Annotated in this window: 13 protein-coding genes; 12 read left to right on the top strand and 1 reads right to left on the bottom strand. The window is 63.3% G+C overall.

The features are described from left to right. The first annotated feature begins 11 nt into the window (after nucleotides 1-11). Nucleotides 12-866 (top strand): TIGR01459 family HAD-type hydrolase, encoded by an 855-nt coding sequence (locus tag AC1RQ5_RS08450; RefSeq protein ID WP_398476944.1) that lies wholly within the window; start codon nucleotides 12-14, stop codon nucleotides 864-866. A gap of 196 nt (nucleotides 867-1,062) precedes the next feature. On the opposite strand, the gene AC1RQ5_RS08445 is transcribed toward AC1RQ5_RS08450, so the two are convergent. Further along, complete coding sequence (locus tag AC1RQ5_RS08445; protein ID WP_398467578.1) at nucleotides 1,063-1,458, bottom strand: response regulator; 396 nt, start codon at nucleotides 1,456-1,458, stop codon at nucleotides 1,063-1,065. A 240-nt stretch (nucleotides 1,459-1,698) separates the two neighbouring features. Here AC1RQ5_RS08445 and AC1RQ5_RS08440 point away from each other — a divergent pair, with 240 nt between their 5' ends. The 11 genes from AC1RQ5_RS08440 (at nucleotide 1,699) to mutL (ending at nucleotide 14,978) form a co-directional block, all read left to right on the top strand. Further along, the gene (locus tag AC1RQ5_RS08440; protein ID WP_493198212.1) at nucleotides 1,699-2,670 is read left to right on the top strand and encodes a bifunctional riboflavin kinase/FAD synthetase; all 972 of its coding nucleotides are present in this window, start codon (nucleotides 1,699-1,701) and stop codon (nucleotides 2,668-2,670) included. After that, nucleotides 2,667-3,242: a sugar O-acetyltransferase gene (locus tag AC1RQ5_RS08435; protein ID WP_493203357.1), complete on the top strand. Its 576-nt coding sequence runs from the start codon at nucleotides 2,667-2,669 to the stop codon at nucleotides 3,240-3,242. The genes AC1RQ5_RS08440 and AC1RQ5_RS08435 overlap by 4 nt, the downstream gene beginning before the upstream one ends. A 314-nt stretch (nucleotides 3,243-3,556) precedes the next feature. Beyond that, nucleotides 3,557-6,541 carry an isoleucine--tRNA ligase gene (gene ileS / locus AC1RQ5_RS08430; protein WP_493198210.1) on the top strand — a complete coding sequence of 995 codons (2,985 nt, stop codon included), beginning with the start codon at nucleotides 3,557-3,559 and terminating at the stop codon, nucleotides 6,539-6,541. A gap of 163 nt (nucleotides 6,542-6,704) precedes the next feature. Next, the gene (gene lspA / locus AC1RQ5_RS08425; RefSeq protein WP_493198208.1) at nucleotides 6,705-7,202 is read left to right on the top strand and encodes a signal peptidase II; all 498 of its coding nucleotides are present in this window, start codon (nucleotides 6,705-6,707) and stop codon (nucleotides 7,200-7,202) included. Nucleotides 7,203-7,364: 162 nt separating this feature from the next. Next, a complete protein-coding gene (locus AC1RQ5_RS08420) occupies nucleotides 7,365-8,021 on the top strand; it encodes a hypothetical protein (RefSeq protein ID WP_398476952.1) in 657 nt (218 codons plus the stop codon). Between the two features lie 151 nt (nucleotides 8,022-8,172). After that, the gene (locus tag AC1RQ5_RS08415) at nucleotides 8,173-9,558 is read left to right on the top strand and encodes a M16 family metallopeptidase (protein ID WP_493198206.1); all 1,386 of its coding nucleotides are present in this window, start codon (nucleotides 8,173-8,175) and stop codon (nucleotides 9,556-9,558) included. 2 nt (nucleotides 9,559-9,560) lie between these two features. Next, the gene (locus tag AC1RQ5_RS08410) at nucleotides 9,561-10,922 is read left to right on the top strand and encodes a M16 family metallopeptidase (protein ID WP_493203355.1); all 1,362 of its coding nucleotides are present in this window, start codon (nucleotides 9,561-9,563) and stop codon (nucleotides 10,920-10,922) included. Continuing rightward, entirely contained in the window at nucleotides 10,922-11,827 is a 906-nt protein-coding gene (locus tag AC1RQ5_RS08405; RefSeq protein ID WP_493198204.1) for a ketopantoate reductase family protein, read from the top strand. The genes AC1RQ5_RS08410 and AC1RQ5_RS08405 overlap by 1 nt, the downstream gene beginning before the upstream one ends. Before the next feature lie 264 nt (nucleotides 11,828-12,091). Beyond that, nucleotides 12,092-12,508, top strand: a complete 417-nt coding sequence (arfB, locus tag AC1RQ5_RS08400; protein WP_398477015.1) for an alternative ribosome rescue aminoacyl-tRNA hydrolase ArfB — start codon at nucleotides 12,092-12,094, stop codon at nucleotides 12,506-12,508. Between the two features lie 34 nt (nucleotides 12,509-12,542). Beyond that, the gene (locus tag AC1RQ5_RS08395) at nucleotides 12,543-12,938 is read left to right on the top strand and encodes a VOC family protein (protein WP_493198202.1); all 396 of its coding nucleotides are present in this window, start codon (nucleotides 12,543-12,545) and stop codon (nucleotides 12,936-12,938) included. 219 nt (nucleotides 12,939-13,157) lie between these two features. Next, a complete protein-coding gene (gene mutL / locus AC1RQ5_RS08390) occupies nucleotides 13,158-14,978 on the top strand; it encodes a DNA mismatch repair endonuclease MutL (RefSeq protein WP_493198201.1) in 1,821 nt (606 codons plus the stop codon). Nucleotides 14,979-15,065: the final 87 nt, after the last annotated feature.

Here is a 15,065-nt window from a genome sequence, read left to right as displayed (position 1 = left end):
CACCTTAATCCATGACCACTTTGCGTTTCGCCGAGCGTCTGCGCGACCTCACCGGCCAGGTTGATGTCGTTCTCAGCGACATCTGGGGCGTCGTCCATAACGGGCTGGAGTCGTTCCCGGATGCCTGCGCAGCGCTGCATACGTTCCGCGGCCAGGGCGGCACCGTTGTGCTGATCACCAATGCGCCGCGCCCGGCGGATTCGGTGCAGCGGCAGCTGCGCAAGCTGGGCGTGCCCGACGACTGCTATGACGCCATCGTCTCGTCCGGCGACCTGACCCGCAATTTCGTCGCCGACCGGCCGGGCCAGGCCATGCACCTGATCGGCCCCGATCGCGACTCGTCGATCCATCGCGGCCTGGATGTGAAGCTCGTGCCGCTCACGGAGAGCGATTACATCGTCTGCAGCGGCCTGTTCGACGACGAGACCGAAACCGCCGAAGACTACCGCGACATGATGCAGCAGGCGCTGTCGAAAAAGCTCACCATGGTGTGCGCCAATCCGGACATCATCGTCGAGCGCGGCGACCGGCTGATCTACTGCGCCGGTGCCGTGGCCGAACTCTATCGCGAGATGGGCGGCGAGGTGATCTTCTACGGCAAGCCGCACCGGCCGATCTATGACCGGGCGATGGCGCTGGCCAAGGCGAGCCGCGGCAAGGACACGGAGCTCGGCCGCGTGCTGGCGATCGGCGACAGCGTGCGCACGGACCTCGCCGGCGCGCATGGCTACGGCATCGACCTGCTGTTCGTCACCCGCGGCATCCATGCCGGAGATTTTGACGGCGTGGAGCAGATGAATGCGGCTGAGGTGAAGGAATTGTTCGGGCATCCGCCGAAGGCGCTGATGCGGGAGTTGAAGTGGTGATCAAAGGCTCATTTTGTCATCGCCCGGCTTGACCGGGCGATCCAGTAAACACGAACGTCAGCGTTTCTTTTGAAAGGCCTGTGTGTACTGGATCCCCGCTTTCGCGGGGATGACAAGCGGATCTAGCTCTTTAAACGCAAAAATGCCCGGCACATCGGCCGGGCATTCGCAAAACTCTCTCGACTGAAATCAGTTCTTACGCCGGCACGGCGTCCGGGAACACGGCTTCGATCTTGGTCTTCAGCGTCGCCGCGTTGAACGGCTTGACGATGTAGTTGTTCACGCCGGCCTTCTTGGCGGCGATCACGTTTTCGGTCTTCGATTCCGCCGTGATCATGATGAACGGGGTCTGCGACAGGTTGGGGTCGGCACGGACTTCCTTGAGCAGGTCGTAGCCGGTCATCGGCTCCATGTTCCAGTCGGAGATCACGAGGCCATACTTCTTCTGGCGCATCTTCTCGAGCGCCATCGACCCGTCGCTGGCATCGTCGATATGTTCGAAGCCAAGCTGCTTCAGAAGATTGCGAATGATGCGGATCATGGTGTTGTAATCATCCACCACCAGCACCGACATCGACAAATCAACCGCCATCTTCAGTCCCCCTCAGGCACGATACGCGCATTGCAAAAAATGATGTTCGCCGAACGGCAAACCGATCCGGGTTGAGATTTAGCAGCATCGGTTAAATTTCCCGTTAACCGGGAGGCGGCGGTAAATCCGTCAAATTCGAATGGAATACCGATACGCGGCGGAGCTTGCCTCTGGCTTGACTCCCCTGCCATCGCCGCGTCACGGTCCCGCACGCATTGAAAACCATCAACGAATCCAATCATGACGTCTGGCTTTACCGTGATCCGCGACACCACCGCCGCGAGCGACATCCCGAGGGGATGCGTGGTGGCGATGGGTAATTTCGACGGCGTGCATCTCGGCCACCGCGCCGTGATCGGTGCGGCGCTGCGCATGGCGGAACTGCACAAGACCCGCGCGCTGGCGGTAACCTTTGAGCCGCATCCGCGGCTGTTTTTCAGCCCGAACACGCCGCAATTCCGGCTGTCGGACGAAGCTGCGAAGCTACGGCTGCTAGCCGGAACCGGCCTTGCCGGAGCTGTCGTGATGACATTTGACAAGGGCCGCGCCGGCACCACGGCGCATGATTTCATTCACCAAGATCTCATTGCGCGCCTCGGTATCAGCGGCATCGCGGTCGGCTACGATTTCCATTTCGGCAAGGGCCGCACTGGTTCCCCGAGCCTGCTCGCCACCGAGATGCCGCGTTTGGGCATCGAGGTTGATATCCAGCCCCATGTGGACATCGACGAACGGCCGGTGTCGTCCACCGCCATCCGCATGGCGCTTGCCGAGGGCCAGATCGCTGAGGCAACCGAGATGTTGCAGGGACCGTGGTTCATCACCGGCGAAGTGATCCACGGCAAGAAGCTCGGCCGCGACCTCGGCTATCCCACCGCCAATATCCGCCTGCCGGCCAGTTGTGGGCTTCGCCACGGGATCTATGCCGTGCGCGTCGGCCGCGGCAGCGAGCGCTTTGATGGCGTGGCGTCATTCGGTCGCCGCCCGACTTTCGACAACGGCGCGCCGCTGCTGGAAGTGTTCCTGTTCGACTTCAAGGGCGATCTGTATGGGCAGACGCTCGATGTCGCGTTCATCGCCTTCATCAGGGATGAACTTAAATTCGACGGAGTCGACGCGCTGATTGTTCAGATGAACAATGACAGCGCGAACGCGCGCGCTGCCTTGGCAGCTGCGCCGGATGCGTTTCCGAAGCTGGGAGACGTGACCTGACCAAAACCGAAAAACAGAAGATGCTTGCCGGCGAACTCTACAATCCCGCCGGCAATGCCGAAATCGCCGCGGACGAGGCCGCCGCCAAGGCCTGGATGGCGCGCTACAATGCGACCATGAATGCGACCAATGCCGAGCGGCACGCGCTGCTGCTCGAGCAGTTCAAGCATGTCGGCAAAGGCGTCGTGATCCGTCCGCCGTTCTTCATCGACTACGGCTACAATATCAGCGTCGGCGACGGCGTTTTCATGAATTTCAACTGCGTCATTCTCGATATCATGAGCGTGACCATCGGCGACCGCACCCAGATCGGGCCGGGCGTCCAGATCCTGGCGGCGGATCACCCGCGCGACGCCGCCACGAGGCGGACGATGCTGGAATTCGGCCGGCCGGTGCACATCGGAGCCGATGTCTGGATCGGCGGTGGGGCGATCATCCTGCCGGGAGTGACGATCGGCGATGGGGCACTGATTGGTGCCGGGGCGGTCGTGACCCGGGATGTTCCAGAGGGAGCCACCGTGGTGGGTAATCCGGCCAAAACTTTGCCGCCTAAATCTCCGGCCTCATCCTGAGGTGCGAGCCCTCGCGAGCCTCGAAGGATGGACACAGGCTCGGGAGTGCCCGCCGCCGCCCTTCGAGGCCTCCGCTTCGCGCCGGCACCTCAGGGTGACGGCTACGGTAAGCGAGTTCCGAGACGCCCCCTTTGCGATCCCTGTTCCCCCTGCTATGGAATGGCCGATGTCTGCACGGCGCCCCATCATAAGCATTATCGGCCCGGCTTCCGCCTGAGCTTTGCTCGGCGCAAGACCGGGACTGACCTGTTTCATCGCGTTTTCGACGCGTATTTGCGCCATTCGAGCTAGCCAGAGCCCCCGAGTCCCATCTCATGTCCGATAAGCCCGCGACCAACGACTATTCCAAGACCCTGTATCTGCCGCAGACCGAGTTCCCGATGCGTGCCGGTCTGCCGACCAGCGAGCCCAAGATGCTGGAGCGCTGGAAGGAGATCGACCTCTACGGCAAGCTCCGCGAGACCGCGAAGGGCAAGCCGAAATTCGTGCTGCATGACGGCCCGCCCTATGCCAACGGCAACATCCATATCGGGCATGCGCTCAACAAGATCCTCAAGGATGTGGTGACCAAGAGCCAGCAGATGCTGGGCTTCGATTCCAACTACGTGCCGGGCTGGGACTGCCACGGCCTGCCGATCGAGTGGAAGATCGAGGAAGAAAACTACCGCTCCAAGGGCAAGACCAAGCCGAACTTCAAGGACGGCGCGGCGATGATCGCGTTCCGCCAGGAATGCCGCGCCTATGCGGGCAAGTGGCTCGACATCCAGCGCGAGGAATTCAAGCGCCTCGGCATCGTCGGCGACTGGGCCGGCCGCTACGCCACCATGGACTTCTTCGCCGAGGCGCAGATCGCGCGCGAACTGATGAAGTTCGCCGCCAATGGCACGCTGTATCGCGGCTCCAAGCCGGTGATGTGGAGCGTGGTCGAGAAGACTGCGTTGGCCGAAGCGGAAGTCGAGTACGAGGACTACACGTCGGATGCGGTGTGGGTGAAATTCCCGGTCGCCGCGGAGTTCGGTCGCCTCGCCAAGGCATCGGTCGTCATCTGGACCACCACGCCATGGACGCTGCCTGCGAACCGCGCGATCTCGTTCTCCTCCAAGATCTCTTACGGCCTCTATGAGGTGACCGACGCGCCCGAGGACAACTGGTTGAAGACCGGCGATCTGCTGATCCTCGCCGATGCGCTGGCGGAGAGCGTGTTCAAGCAGGCGCGCGTGACCTCGTTCAAGAAGAGCAGCGAGCTGTCTTCCGACATCCTCGAGGATCTCGAATGCCGTCATCCGCTGAAGGGTTTTGCCGGCGGCTATGAGTTCATCGTGCCGCTGCTCAACGGCGATCATGTCACCGACGATGCCGGCACCGGCTTCGTGCATACCGCACCCAGCCATGGCCGCGACGACTTCGACATCTGGATGGTGAATGGCCGCCAGCTCACCGAACGCGGCATCGCCACCACGATCCCCTACACCGTCGATGAAAACGGCGCGCTCACCGAGCAGGCGCCGGGCTTCACCGGCACCCGCGTGCTCAACGACAAGGGCGAGAAGGGCGACGCCAACGAGGCCGTGATCAAGGAATTGATCGCGCGCAACGCGCTGGTGGCGCGTGCACGTCTCAAGCACCAGTATCCGCATTCCTGGCGCTCGAAGAAGCCGGTGATCTATCGCAACACGCCGCAATGGTTCATCGCGATGGACAAGGACATCGTGGACGACGGCAAGGCCAAGCCCGGCGATACGCTGCGCGCCCGCTCGCTCGACGCCATCAAGGTCACGCAATGGGTGCCGGCCGCCGGCCAGAACCGCATCACCGGCATGATCTCGGGGCGGCCCGATTGGGTGATCTCGCGCCAGCGCGCCTGGGGCGTGCCAATCGCCGTGTTCGTGCGCGAGACCGGCGATGGTTCGGCGGAGATCCTGCAGGACGCCGACGTCAACAAGCGCATCGCTGATGCTTTCGAAAAGGAAGGCGCTGACGCCTGGTATGCGGAGGGCGCGCGCGAGCGCTTCCTCGGCTCGCTGGCAAATGAAGCGTGGAAGAAAGTCGACGATATCTGCGACGTCTGGTTCGACTCGGGCTCGACCCACGCCTTCGTGCTGGAAGACCCCGTGCACTTCCCGGGTCTTGCCGGCATCAAGCGCAAGGTCGATGGCGGCACCGATACCGTGATGTATCTCGAAGGCTCGGACCAGCATCGCGGCTGGTTCCACTCTTCGCTGCTGGAGAGCTGCGGCACGCGCGGCCGCGCGCCCTATGACGTCGTGCTCACCCACGGTTTTACGCTCGACGAGAACGGGCGAAAAATGTCGAAGTCGCTCGGCAACACCATCGAGCCGCAGAAGGTGATCAAGGATTCCGGCGCCGACATCCTGCGCCTGTGGGTCTGCGCCACGGACTATGCCGACGACCAGCGCATCGGCCCGGAGATCATCAAGAACACCATCGAGACCTATCGCAAGCTGCGCAACAGCGTGCGCTGGATGCTCGGCACGCTGCATCACTATGACAAGACCGATGCCGTCGCGTTCAAGGACATGCCCGAGCTCGAGCGGCTGATGCTGCATCAGCTCGCCGAGATCGATACCAAGGTGCAGCAGGCCTATAAGGACTTCGACTACAAGACCGTGGTGGCCTCGCTCGCGACTTTCATGAACACCGAATTGTCGGCGTTCTATTTCGATATCCGCAAGGATACGCTGTATTGCGACGCGCCCTCCTCGCTCGCGCGCAAGGCGGCACTGACGGCGATCGACACGATCTGTGATGCGATCCTGAAGTGGCTGGCGCCGATCCTCTCCTTCACCATGGACGAAGCCTGGCGGATGTATCGCCCGGATGCGGAGCCGTCGGTGCATCTGACGGTGTTTCCGGAAGGGCTCGCGCAGTTCAGGGACGACGCGCTCGCCGCGAAGTGGGAGACCATCCGCGATGTCCGCCGCGTCGTCACCGGCGCGCTGGAAGTCGAGCGCGCTGCGAAGAATATCGGTTCGTCACTGGAAGCGTCGCCGCTGGTGCATGTCAGCGATAAGGCGGTCTTCATGCTGTTCGCCGATATCGATCTCGCCGAGATCTGCATCACGTCCAATGCGATGCTGACCAATGGCGATGCACCGGCCGGCGCATTTACGCTGAGCGACGTCCCCGGCGTTGCCGTAGTGGTGGAGAAGGCCGTCGGCACCAAGTGTGCGCGGTCCTGGAAAATCCTGCCGACCGTCGGTGAGGACAAGGAGTATCCGGACGTGACCCCGCGCGATGCGCAGGCGTTGCGGGAATGGAAGGCGCTGGGAGTCGGATAACTCAGTTGTCGTCCCCGCGAAGGCGGGGACCCATACCCTCCGACTCCATGATGCGCTCTAAGGTCGCCATGCCCTTCGACTCAGCCAAACACTTCCGACCGAGGCTATGGGTCCCCGCTTTCGCGGGGACGACATCGCGTTTGGATCAGCGGACGGTGCTCCAATGACCCCCGCCGCCCGTTCCGGCCTGATCGTCGCCGTTAGCACCCTGATCCTCGATCAGGCCTCGAAGCTGTGGCTGCTCCACGGCTTCGATCTTGGCCGGCGTGGACTTGTGAAGGTACTCCCCTTTTTCGACCTGATCCTCGCCTGGAACACGGGCATCAGCTACGGCTGGTTTTCGGATTCCGGGCCGACCGGCCAAATCCTCCTGATCGGCTTCAAGATCGTGGCCGTGATCGCCCTCACCGTCTGGATGGTCCGCGCGCAGACGCGCGTTGCGACAATTGCACTCGGCCTGATCATCGGCGGCGCCATCGGCAATGCCATCGATCGCTTCGCCTATGGCGCCGTGGTCGATTTCGCGCTGCTTCACGCCGAATTCGGCGGCAAGACCTACAACTGGTACGTGTTTAACCTTGCCGATGTCGCCATCGTTGCCGGTGTGGCGGCCTTGCTGTATGACTCCTTCTTCGGCGCACCCGCCGTAAAAGCGCCCTGATCCCAGCCGATACGCGAGGCCATGGGCGATGCGGGTGGAACTGCGCCAGTTTGGGCGTTTTGGCACAGATTTGCCGCCAGAGATTTGAACAGGATGAACACGATGCGCGAGACCGGGACCGGTTGGGCTCTGCACCTTTCATCGGGCGCTCTGAAGCGCTCTTTGCGACTGGCCACAGTCGCGCTCAGCCTCGGCCTTGCGATGTCCGCGACGATTGCCCATGCCGCCGACGATGACGATGACAACCTGACCTTCGAGGAAAAGGCCATCAAGTCGATCATGACCGGCCTCGGCGGCACCAATATGGAAAATTCCGGCATCGACTATCGCGAGCGCTCGCCGCTGGTGGTTCCGCCGCGCATCGACCTGCCGCAGCCGGCTGCTACGAGCAAGACCTCCAATGTCGCCAACTGGCCGAAGGACCCGGACGTCAAGCGCGCGCGCGAAGCCGCCGCTGCTTCCCAGCGTGGTCGGCCGGAAGAAGTGCTGGAAGCCTCGCGTCCGCTCACGCCGTCCGAAATGGCGCCGAAGCGCGCGCGGGTGTCGTCCTCGGGCGTCGATAACTCGCATCCCGGCGATCCCAACAAGAACATCGTGCTGAGCCCGTCGCAGCTTGGTGTCTCCAGCGGCATGTTCAAGAACATGTTCGGCGGCAACAAGGGCGAGGTCGCCAAGTTCGAAGGCGAACCGACGCGCGATTCGCTGACCCAACCGCCAGTCGGCTACCAGACCCCGGCGCAGGGCTATGCCTATGGCACCGGCCCGAAGGAAGTCATGCGCAACGAATACAATATCAACCCGATGACGGGTAAGTATTGATCGCGGCGCCGCGGTTGCCACGTTACCGCGACTTAACTTGCAGCGCACATCGCGCTTCGCCATTTTTCAAAGACTGTTTTATCGCATCGCGCCGGCTGCAACTGCAGCCGGCGCGATTGCTCGCCTGCGCCAAGGAGCAGCTAGCCCAGCCATGACAACATCATTCGCCCGTGCCGCGCGCTCTGCCACCGTCGCCGCTCTATTGCTCGCCGGCAGTTTCGCAGCGCAAGCGCAGGCCGACAGCCCGAAGCCGCCCACCACCTTCAAGCTCAACAATGGCATGCAGGTCGTGGTCATCGAGGATCACCGCACGCCGGTGGTCACGCAGATGATCTGGTACAAGGTCGGCTCCGCGGATGAGACGCCCGGCAAATCCGGCCTCGCGCATTTCCTCGAACATCTGATGTTCAAGGGCACGGCCAAACATCCGGCCGGCGAATTCTCGCAGACCGTGCAGCGCGTCGGCGGCGAGGAGAACGCCTTCACTTCCACCGACTACACCGGTTACTATCAGCGCGTCACCAAGGACCAGCTCGGCCGCATGATGGAATTCGAGGCCGACCGCATGACCGGCCTTGTGCTGAAAGACGAAAACGTGCTGCCCGAGCGCGATGTTGTGCTGGAAGAATACAATATGCGCGTCGCTAACAGTCCCGAGGCACGGCTGAGCGAACAGATCATGGCCGCGCTCTATCTCAATCATCCCTATGGCCGCCCGATCATCGGCTGGCATCAGGAGATCGAGAAGCTCGACCGCGAGGATGCGCTCGCTTTCTACAAGCGCTTCTATGCCCCGAATAACGCGACGCTGATCATCGCCGGTGATGTCGATCCGCAGGAAATCCGCCCGATGGTGGAGCGCACCTATGGCGTGATCCCGGCGCAGCCCGCGATCCCCGAGCGCCGCATCCGCCCGCAAGAGCCGACACCTGCTGCACCGCGCACGGTGACGCTCGCCGATCCGCGCGTCGAGCAGACCAACCTGCGCCGCACTTATTTTGTCCCTTCGGCCACCACCGCCGCGGCCGGCGAAAGCCAGGCGCTCGACGTGCTGGCGCAACTGATCGGCGGCGGTCCGAATTCGTACCTCTATCGTGCGCTCGTCATCGACAAGCAGCTCGCGGTCAATGCCGGTGCAGGCTATCAGGGCACCGCCCTCGACAGCGCACAGTTCATGATCTCGGCTTCGCCGAAGCCCGGCACTGAATTCGCTGACATCGAGAAGGTCATCGATGCCGTCATCGCCGACGTCGCCGCCAATCCGGTGCCGGCCGCCGATCTCGAACGCGTCAAGACGCAGCTCGTCGCCGAAGCGGTTTACGCGCAGGACAGCCAGGCCGCACTGGCGCGCTGGTATGGCGCAGCACTCACCACCGGCCTCAGCGTCGAGGACATTCGCAGCTGGCCCGACCGCATCAAGGCGGTGACCGCCGAACAGGTCCGTGCCGCAGCACAGACCTGGCTCGACAAGAAGCGCTCGGTTACCGGCTACCTGATCAAAGATACTACGGCGAAGCGCGAGGAGAAGCGGTCGTGAGCATGATCTTTAACGCACGCCGTCTCGGCATCGCCGTCGCCACCGCCGTCTCGCTTGTCGCGCTGATGACAACGCCCTCATTCGCCGCAGCCAAGGTGCAGCGGCTGGTCACACCGGGCGGCATCGAAGCGCAGTTCGTGCAGGATGCCACCGTCCCCGTCATCGCCATGGAATATGCCTTTGGCGGTGGCGCGGCGCAGGATCCGAAAGACAAGTCCGGCACCGCCAACATGGTCGCCAGCCTGATGGATGAAGGGGCCGGGGATCTGGATTCCGCAGCATTCCGCGAACGCATGGAGCGCCGCGCCATCGAGTTGAGCTTCAACGCCCAGCGCGATTATCTGCGCGGCTCGCTGCGCATGCTGAAGGAGAATCGCGACGAAGCCTTCGATCTCGCCCGTCTCGCTCTGACCTCGCCGCGTTTCGATGCGCCCGATATCGAGCGCATCCGCACGCAGATCCTGTCCGGCCTGCGCCGCGAAACCACGAATCCGAATGCGCTGGCGACGCGCAAATTCCTGGAAGTGGCGTTCGGCGATCATCCCTACAGCCGGTCGTCCAACGGCAATCTGGTCGACGTGCCGAAGATCTCCGTCGATGACATCAAGGCCTACAAGAACCGCATCGTTGCCAAGGATACGCTGAAGATCGCCGTCGTCGGCGACATCGATCCGGACGCGCTCGCCAAGCTCCTCGACAAGACCTTTGGCGCGCTGCCTGCCAAGGCCGACCTTGTGACGATACCCGACGTCACCGTCACCAAGCCGCCGAAGAAAGAATTCGTCACGCTCGACGTGCCGCAGACCGTGATCACGTTCGGCACCCCCGGCCTCAAGCGTGACGATCCCACCTTCATGGCCGCCTATATCGTCAATCACATCCTCGGCGGCGGCACGCTGTCCTCGCGGCTGTATCACGAAGTGCGCGAGAAGCGCGGCCTCGCTTATGGCGTCTCGAGTTCGCTGATCTGGATGCAGCGCTCCGGCCTGTGGATCGGCAATACCGCCACCCGCGCCGACCGCGCCACCGAGACCATCGACACGGTGACTGCCGAGGTGAAGCGCCTTGCCGACGAAGGCCCGAGCCAGAAGGAGCTGGACGAAGCCAAGTCCTATCTGAAGGGCTCGCAGATGCTGGCACTCGATACCTCGTCGAAGCTCGCCAGCGCATTGCTGCAGTATCAGCTCGACCGCTTGCCGATCGATTATATCGAGAAGCGTAATTCGATCGTCGATGCAGTGACGCTGGATCAGGCCAAGGCAGCCGCCAAGCGGCTCTGGGCCGATGGCTTGCTCAGCGTCGTGGTTGGCCGCGCGCCGCAGGCCGCCGCAGCGCCGGTGGCTCCGGCGCCGAAAGCGAACTGATGCAGGTCGCCGTCATCGGTGCCGGCGCCGTCGGTTGCTATTACGGCGCCATGCTGCTGCGCGCGGGCCATGACGTCACTTTGGTCGGACGTCGCGCCCATGCAGAGGCCATCAATGCGCATGGCCTCCATTTCGAGAGCGCGGCTTTCACCGGCTTCATCCCGGCGAAGGCCGTGACGGAGATCGCAGAGCTGACGCCGCCTGATCTGGTGTTGTTCGCTGTCAAATCCGGCGACACCGACGAAACCGCAAGGACGCTCAAGTCGATACTCAATCCCGACTCGATCGTGCTCAGCCTGCAGAACGGCGTCGATAATCCCGAGCGCCTGCGCAAGATCTTGAGCCAGCCGGTGATCGCTGCAGCCGTCTATGTCGCGACCGAGATGCCCGGGCCGGGTCATGTGAAACACAATGGCCGTGGCGAGCTGATCATCGGCGCCGGGCCGCACAGCGCTGAACTGGCCAGGCTCCTTTCCGAAGCCCATGTGCCGACCACCGTGGCCAATGATATCGATGCGGTGCAATGGTCGAAGCTCATCAATAACTGCGCCTATAACGCGCTATCCGCGGTGGCGGGCATCGCCTATGGCGAGATGGTCAAGGTCGAGGGCGCCAGCCAGATCGTGACCAATGCCGTCACCGAATGTCTTGCAGTAGCGAAAGCCTGCGGCGTGTCGCTGCCGGGCGACCTGCTCGACAAGACCCTCGGCCTCCCTGCGTCGATGCCGGCCCAGCAATCCTCGACCTCGCAGGATCTCGGCCGTGGCAAGCCCTCGGAAATCGACTTCCTCAACGGCTTCATTGTCCGCAAGGGAATCGAACACGGCATTCCCACGCCGACCAATCATGCGCTGCAGGTGATGGTGAAGCTGGTGGAGCGCTCGGGGTCGCGGCAGGGGCGCTAGGCTCCGTTCGCCGCAGGGCTACCGCATATGAATCGCGAGGAGCATACCGCACCGCAGCCATCCTTCGAGACGCGGCCAAGCGGCCGCTCCTCAGGATGAGGGCCGAGCGTGGCTCTGTAGAAGATCCTCATGGTGAGGAGCCCGCAAAGCGGGCGTCTCGAACCATGCAGGCCGAGCACTATCCCCCATCGCTCAAACGCCATATGCGACGGTCCAGGCGCTCGCCGGGACGACGAGCAATTGATATGCTACGAACCCAGCATGCTGCTCCGGATCACCCGCGCCATCGCCATCGAGGAAGACGATATCGAGATCGTCTATGTACGCGCGTCAGGCCCCGGCGGCCAGAACGTCAACAAGGTCTCCACCGCCGCGCAATTGCGCTTCGACAGCAAGAAGCTGACGATCCCCGAGGACATGGAGATCCGCCTGCGCACCCTCGCCGGCCAGCGCATGACCAAGGACGGCGTGATCGTCATGCACGCCCAGCGCTTTCGCACCCAGGAGCGCAACAAGGCCGATGCCATCGAACGGCTGGTGGAGCTGATCAAGGAAGCCGCCTATCGCGAGCCGCCGCGGCGGCCGACCAAGCCGACGCTCGGTTCAAAGAAACGCCGCCTGGAAGGCAAGAAGCGCCGTGGCGACGTCAAGGCTGGCCGCAGCGGCCGCTTCACCGACTGATTCCACCTGCCACCACGACTACAAGGACTGCCCCATGGCCAAACCCGTTCACTCCATGATTCGCGTAATCGATGAAGCCCGTTCACTTGATTTCTACAAGCGCGCTTTCGGACTTGAGATTGCCGAACGGCTGGCCTTCGACGACTTCACGCTGATCTATCTGCGCCACCCCTCCTCGCCCTTCGAGTTGGAGCTGACGGTGAACAAAGGCCGCACCGAGCCTTACGCGCTCGGCGATGGTTACGGCCATCTCGCCGTGGTGGTGGATGACTTGGCGGCGGAACATGCGCGGTTCGAGCAGGAGAAGCTCGCACCCGGCCCGCTCCGCGAGCTCAAGCATGACGGCAAGCCGCTGGCGCGCTTCTTCTTCGCCACAGACCCGGATGGCTACAAGATCGAGGTCATCGAAAAGGGCGGCCGATTCGCATAGGTGCGCCGCCGTAGGGCGGATTAGCGCAGCGTCATCCGCCGCAGAGCTTCAACCATGAATTCGGCCGGCGGATTACGCCTTTGGCTCATCCGCCCTACGAATCGGCTCATCCAGCCGGGGACAGCTTCGATCCGATCGGGACACATCGCCTTACGGGGCTTAGAATGGCGCCCTAAGTTCCCTACATATCCTCGACTCATCCACCGCGCGCCGAGACCCATGCCCGTTCGCCAATTGCCAGAAACCATCGTCAACCGCATCGCCGCCGGCGAGGTGGTCGAGCGACCGGCAAGCGTGGTCAAGGAACTCGTCGAGAACGCCATCGATGCCGGCGCCTCAAGGATCGAGATCTTCAGCGATGGCGGCGGCCGGCGGAAGATCGCCATCACCGATGACGGCCATGGCATGACCCATGCCGATCTCGGTCTGGCCGTGGAGCGTCACGCCACCTCGAAACTCGATGATGAGGATCTGCTGGCGATCCGCACGCTCGGCTTTCGTGGTGAGGCGCTGCCGTCCATCGGCTCGGTGGCACGGCTCGGCATCACCACGCGCCATGCCAGCGAGCCGCATGCCTGGTCGCTCACGGTCGATGCCGGCACCAAGGAACCGATCATGCCGGCGGCACTGGGCCACGGCACCCGCATTGAGGTCGCCGATCTCTTCTATGCGACACCGGCGCGGCTGAAATTCCTCAAGACCGACCGCACCGAAGCGGAGGCGATCCGCGAAGTGGTCCGCCGGCTTGCCATGGCGCGGCCCGATGTCGCCTTCACCCTGTCCGGTGAAGAGCGCGCACCGATCACCTGGGCCGCAGCGCTGCCCGGCGCGCCCGGCCAGCTCACGCGGCTCGGCGATATTCTCGGCGCGGAGTTTCGCGCCAGCGCGATTGCCGTGCGCAGCGAACGCGAAGGTGTGGTGGTCGAAGGCTTCGCTGCTTCACCATCGCTCACCAAGGCCAATGCACTGGGCCAGTATCTGTTCGTCAATGGCCGCCCGGTGCGCGACAAGCTGATCGTCGGCGCGGTGCGGGCCGCCTATTCCGATTATCTGCCGCGCGACCGCCATCCGGTGCTGGCGCTGTTCGTCACCCTCGACCCGCAGGAGGTCGATGCCAACGTGCATCCCGCCAAGACCGAGGTGCGCTTCCGCAATGCCGGCCTCGTGCGCGCGCTGATCGTGCATGCGCTGAAGGACGGCCTCGCGCGCGAGGGCAAGCGCACGGCGGCGAACAATGATGCCGGTGCGGTGCTGTCCTCGTTCCGGCCGAACAGCGCGCCGGGCTTTACGTCGCGCAATGCCAATTGGGACTGGCAACGGTCACCGTCCTATCCGGTGGCGCCTGCGCCCGCGTTCGGCGGTGCGACCGCGTTTGCCGAAGCGCCACAGGCCGCCTTCGATGTCGGCACGCCGACCGCCGATGTGCGGTTCGAGGAAGCCCCGCAGGCGGACCTGCTCGATCGACCGCTGGGTGCGGCGCGCGCGCAGGTGCATGAGAACTACATCATCGCCCAGACCCGCGATGGCATGATCGTGGTCGATCAGCATGCCGCCCATGAGCGCATCGTCTATGAGAAGCTGAAGGCGTCGCTCGCGAAGAATGGCGTGCAGCGGCAGATCCTGCTGATCCCCGATATTGTCGAGATGGACGAAGCCACCGTCGAGAAGCTGGTGGAGCGCGCCGAAGAGCTGGCGAGCTATGGGCTTGCGATCGACTCATTCGGCCCCGGCGCCATCGCCGTGCGCGAGACGCCGTCGCTGCTCGGCAAGACAAATGCGGCTTCGCTGTTGCGCGATCTCGCCGAGCACATGGCCGAATGGGACGAAGCGCTGCCGCTGGAGCGCCGCCTGATGCATGTGGCAGCCACCATGGCCTGCCACGGCTCGATCCGTTCCGGGCGGCGTTTGCGCGCAGAAGAGATGAACGCGCTGCTGCGCGAGATGGAAGAGACGCCGAATTCCGGCCAGTGCAATCACGGCCGCCCGACTTATGTGGAGCTCAAGCTCAACGATATCGAGAATCTGTTCGGGCGGAGATAAATGCGCCGTCATTGCGAGCGCAGCGAAGCAATCCAGAAAGCCAAGTGAAGAAAGACTGGATTGCTTCGTCGCTGCGCTCCTCGCAAT

It is taken from the genome of Tardiphaga sp. GW821-FHT12E02 (genome assembly GCF_058807155.1).
Note: the sequence above shows the minus strand (reverse complement) of the source record. Positions and strands in the feature narration are given on the sequence as shown.

Coding starts and splice junctions, on each gene's coding strand:
- mutL (WP_493198201.1), top strand. CDS start 13,158: ATGCCCGTTCGCCAATTGCCAGAAACCATCGTCAACCGCATCGCCGCC.
- AC1RQ5_RS08445 (WP_398467578.1), bottom strand. CDS start 1,458: ATGGCGGTTGATTTGTCGATGTCGGTGCTGGTGGTGGATGATTACAAC.
- ileS (WP_493198210.1), top strand. CDS start 3,557: ATGTCCGATAAGCCCGCGACCAACGACTATTCCAAGACCCTGTATCTG.
- AC1RQ5_RS08395 (WP_493198202.1), top strand. CDS start 12,543: ATGGCCAAACCCGTTCACTCCATGATTCGCGTAATCGATGAAGCCCGT.
- AC1RQ5_RS08415 (WP_493198206.1), top strand. CDS start 8,173: ATGACAACATCATTCGCCCGTGCCGCGCGCTCTGCCACCGTCGCCGCT.
- AC1RQ5_RS08410 (WP_493203355.1), top strand. CDS start 9,561: ATGATCTTTAACGCACGCCGTCTCGGCATCGCCGTCGCCACCGCCGTC.
- AC1RQ5_RS08440 (WP_493198212.1), top strand. CDS start 1,699: ATGACGTCTGGCTTTACCGTGATCCGCGACACCACCGCCGCGAGCGAC.
- AC1RQ5_RS08405 (WP_493198204.1), top strand. CDS start 10,922: ATGCAGGTCGCCGTCATCGGTGCCGGCGCCGTCGGTTGCTATTACGGC.
- AC1RQ5_RS08450 (WP_398476944.1), top strand. CDS start 12: ATGACCACTTTGCGTTTCGCCGAGCGTCTGCGCGACCTCACCGGCCAG.
- lspA (WP_493198208.1), top strand. CDS start 6,705: ATGACCCCCGCCGCCCGTTCCGGCCTGATCGTCGCCGTTAGCACCCTG.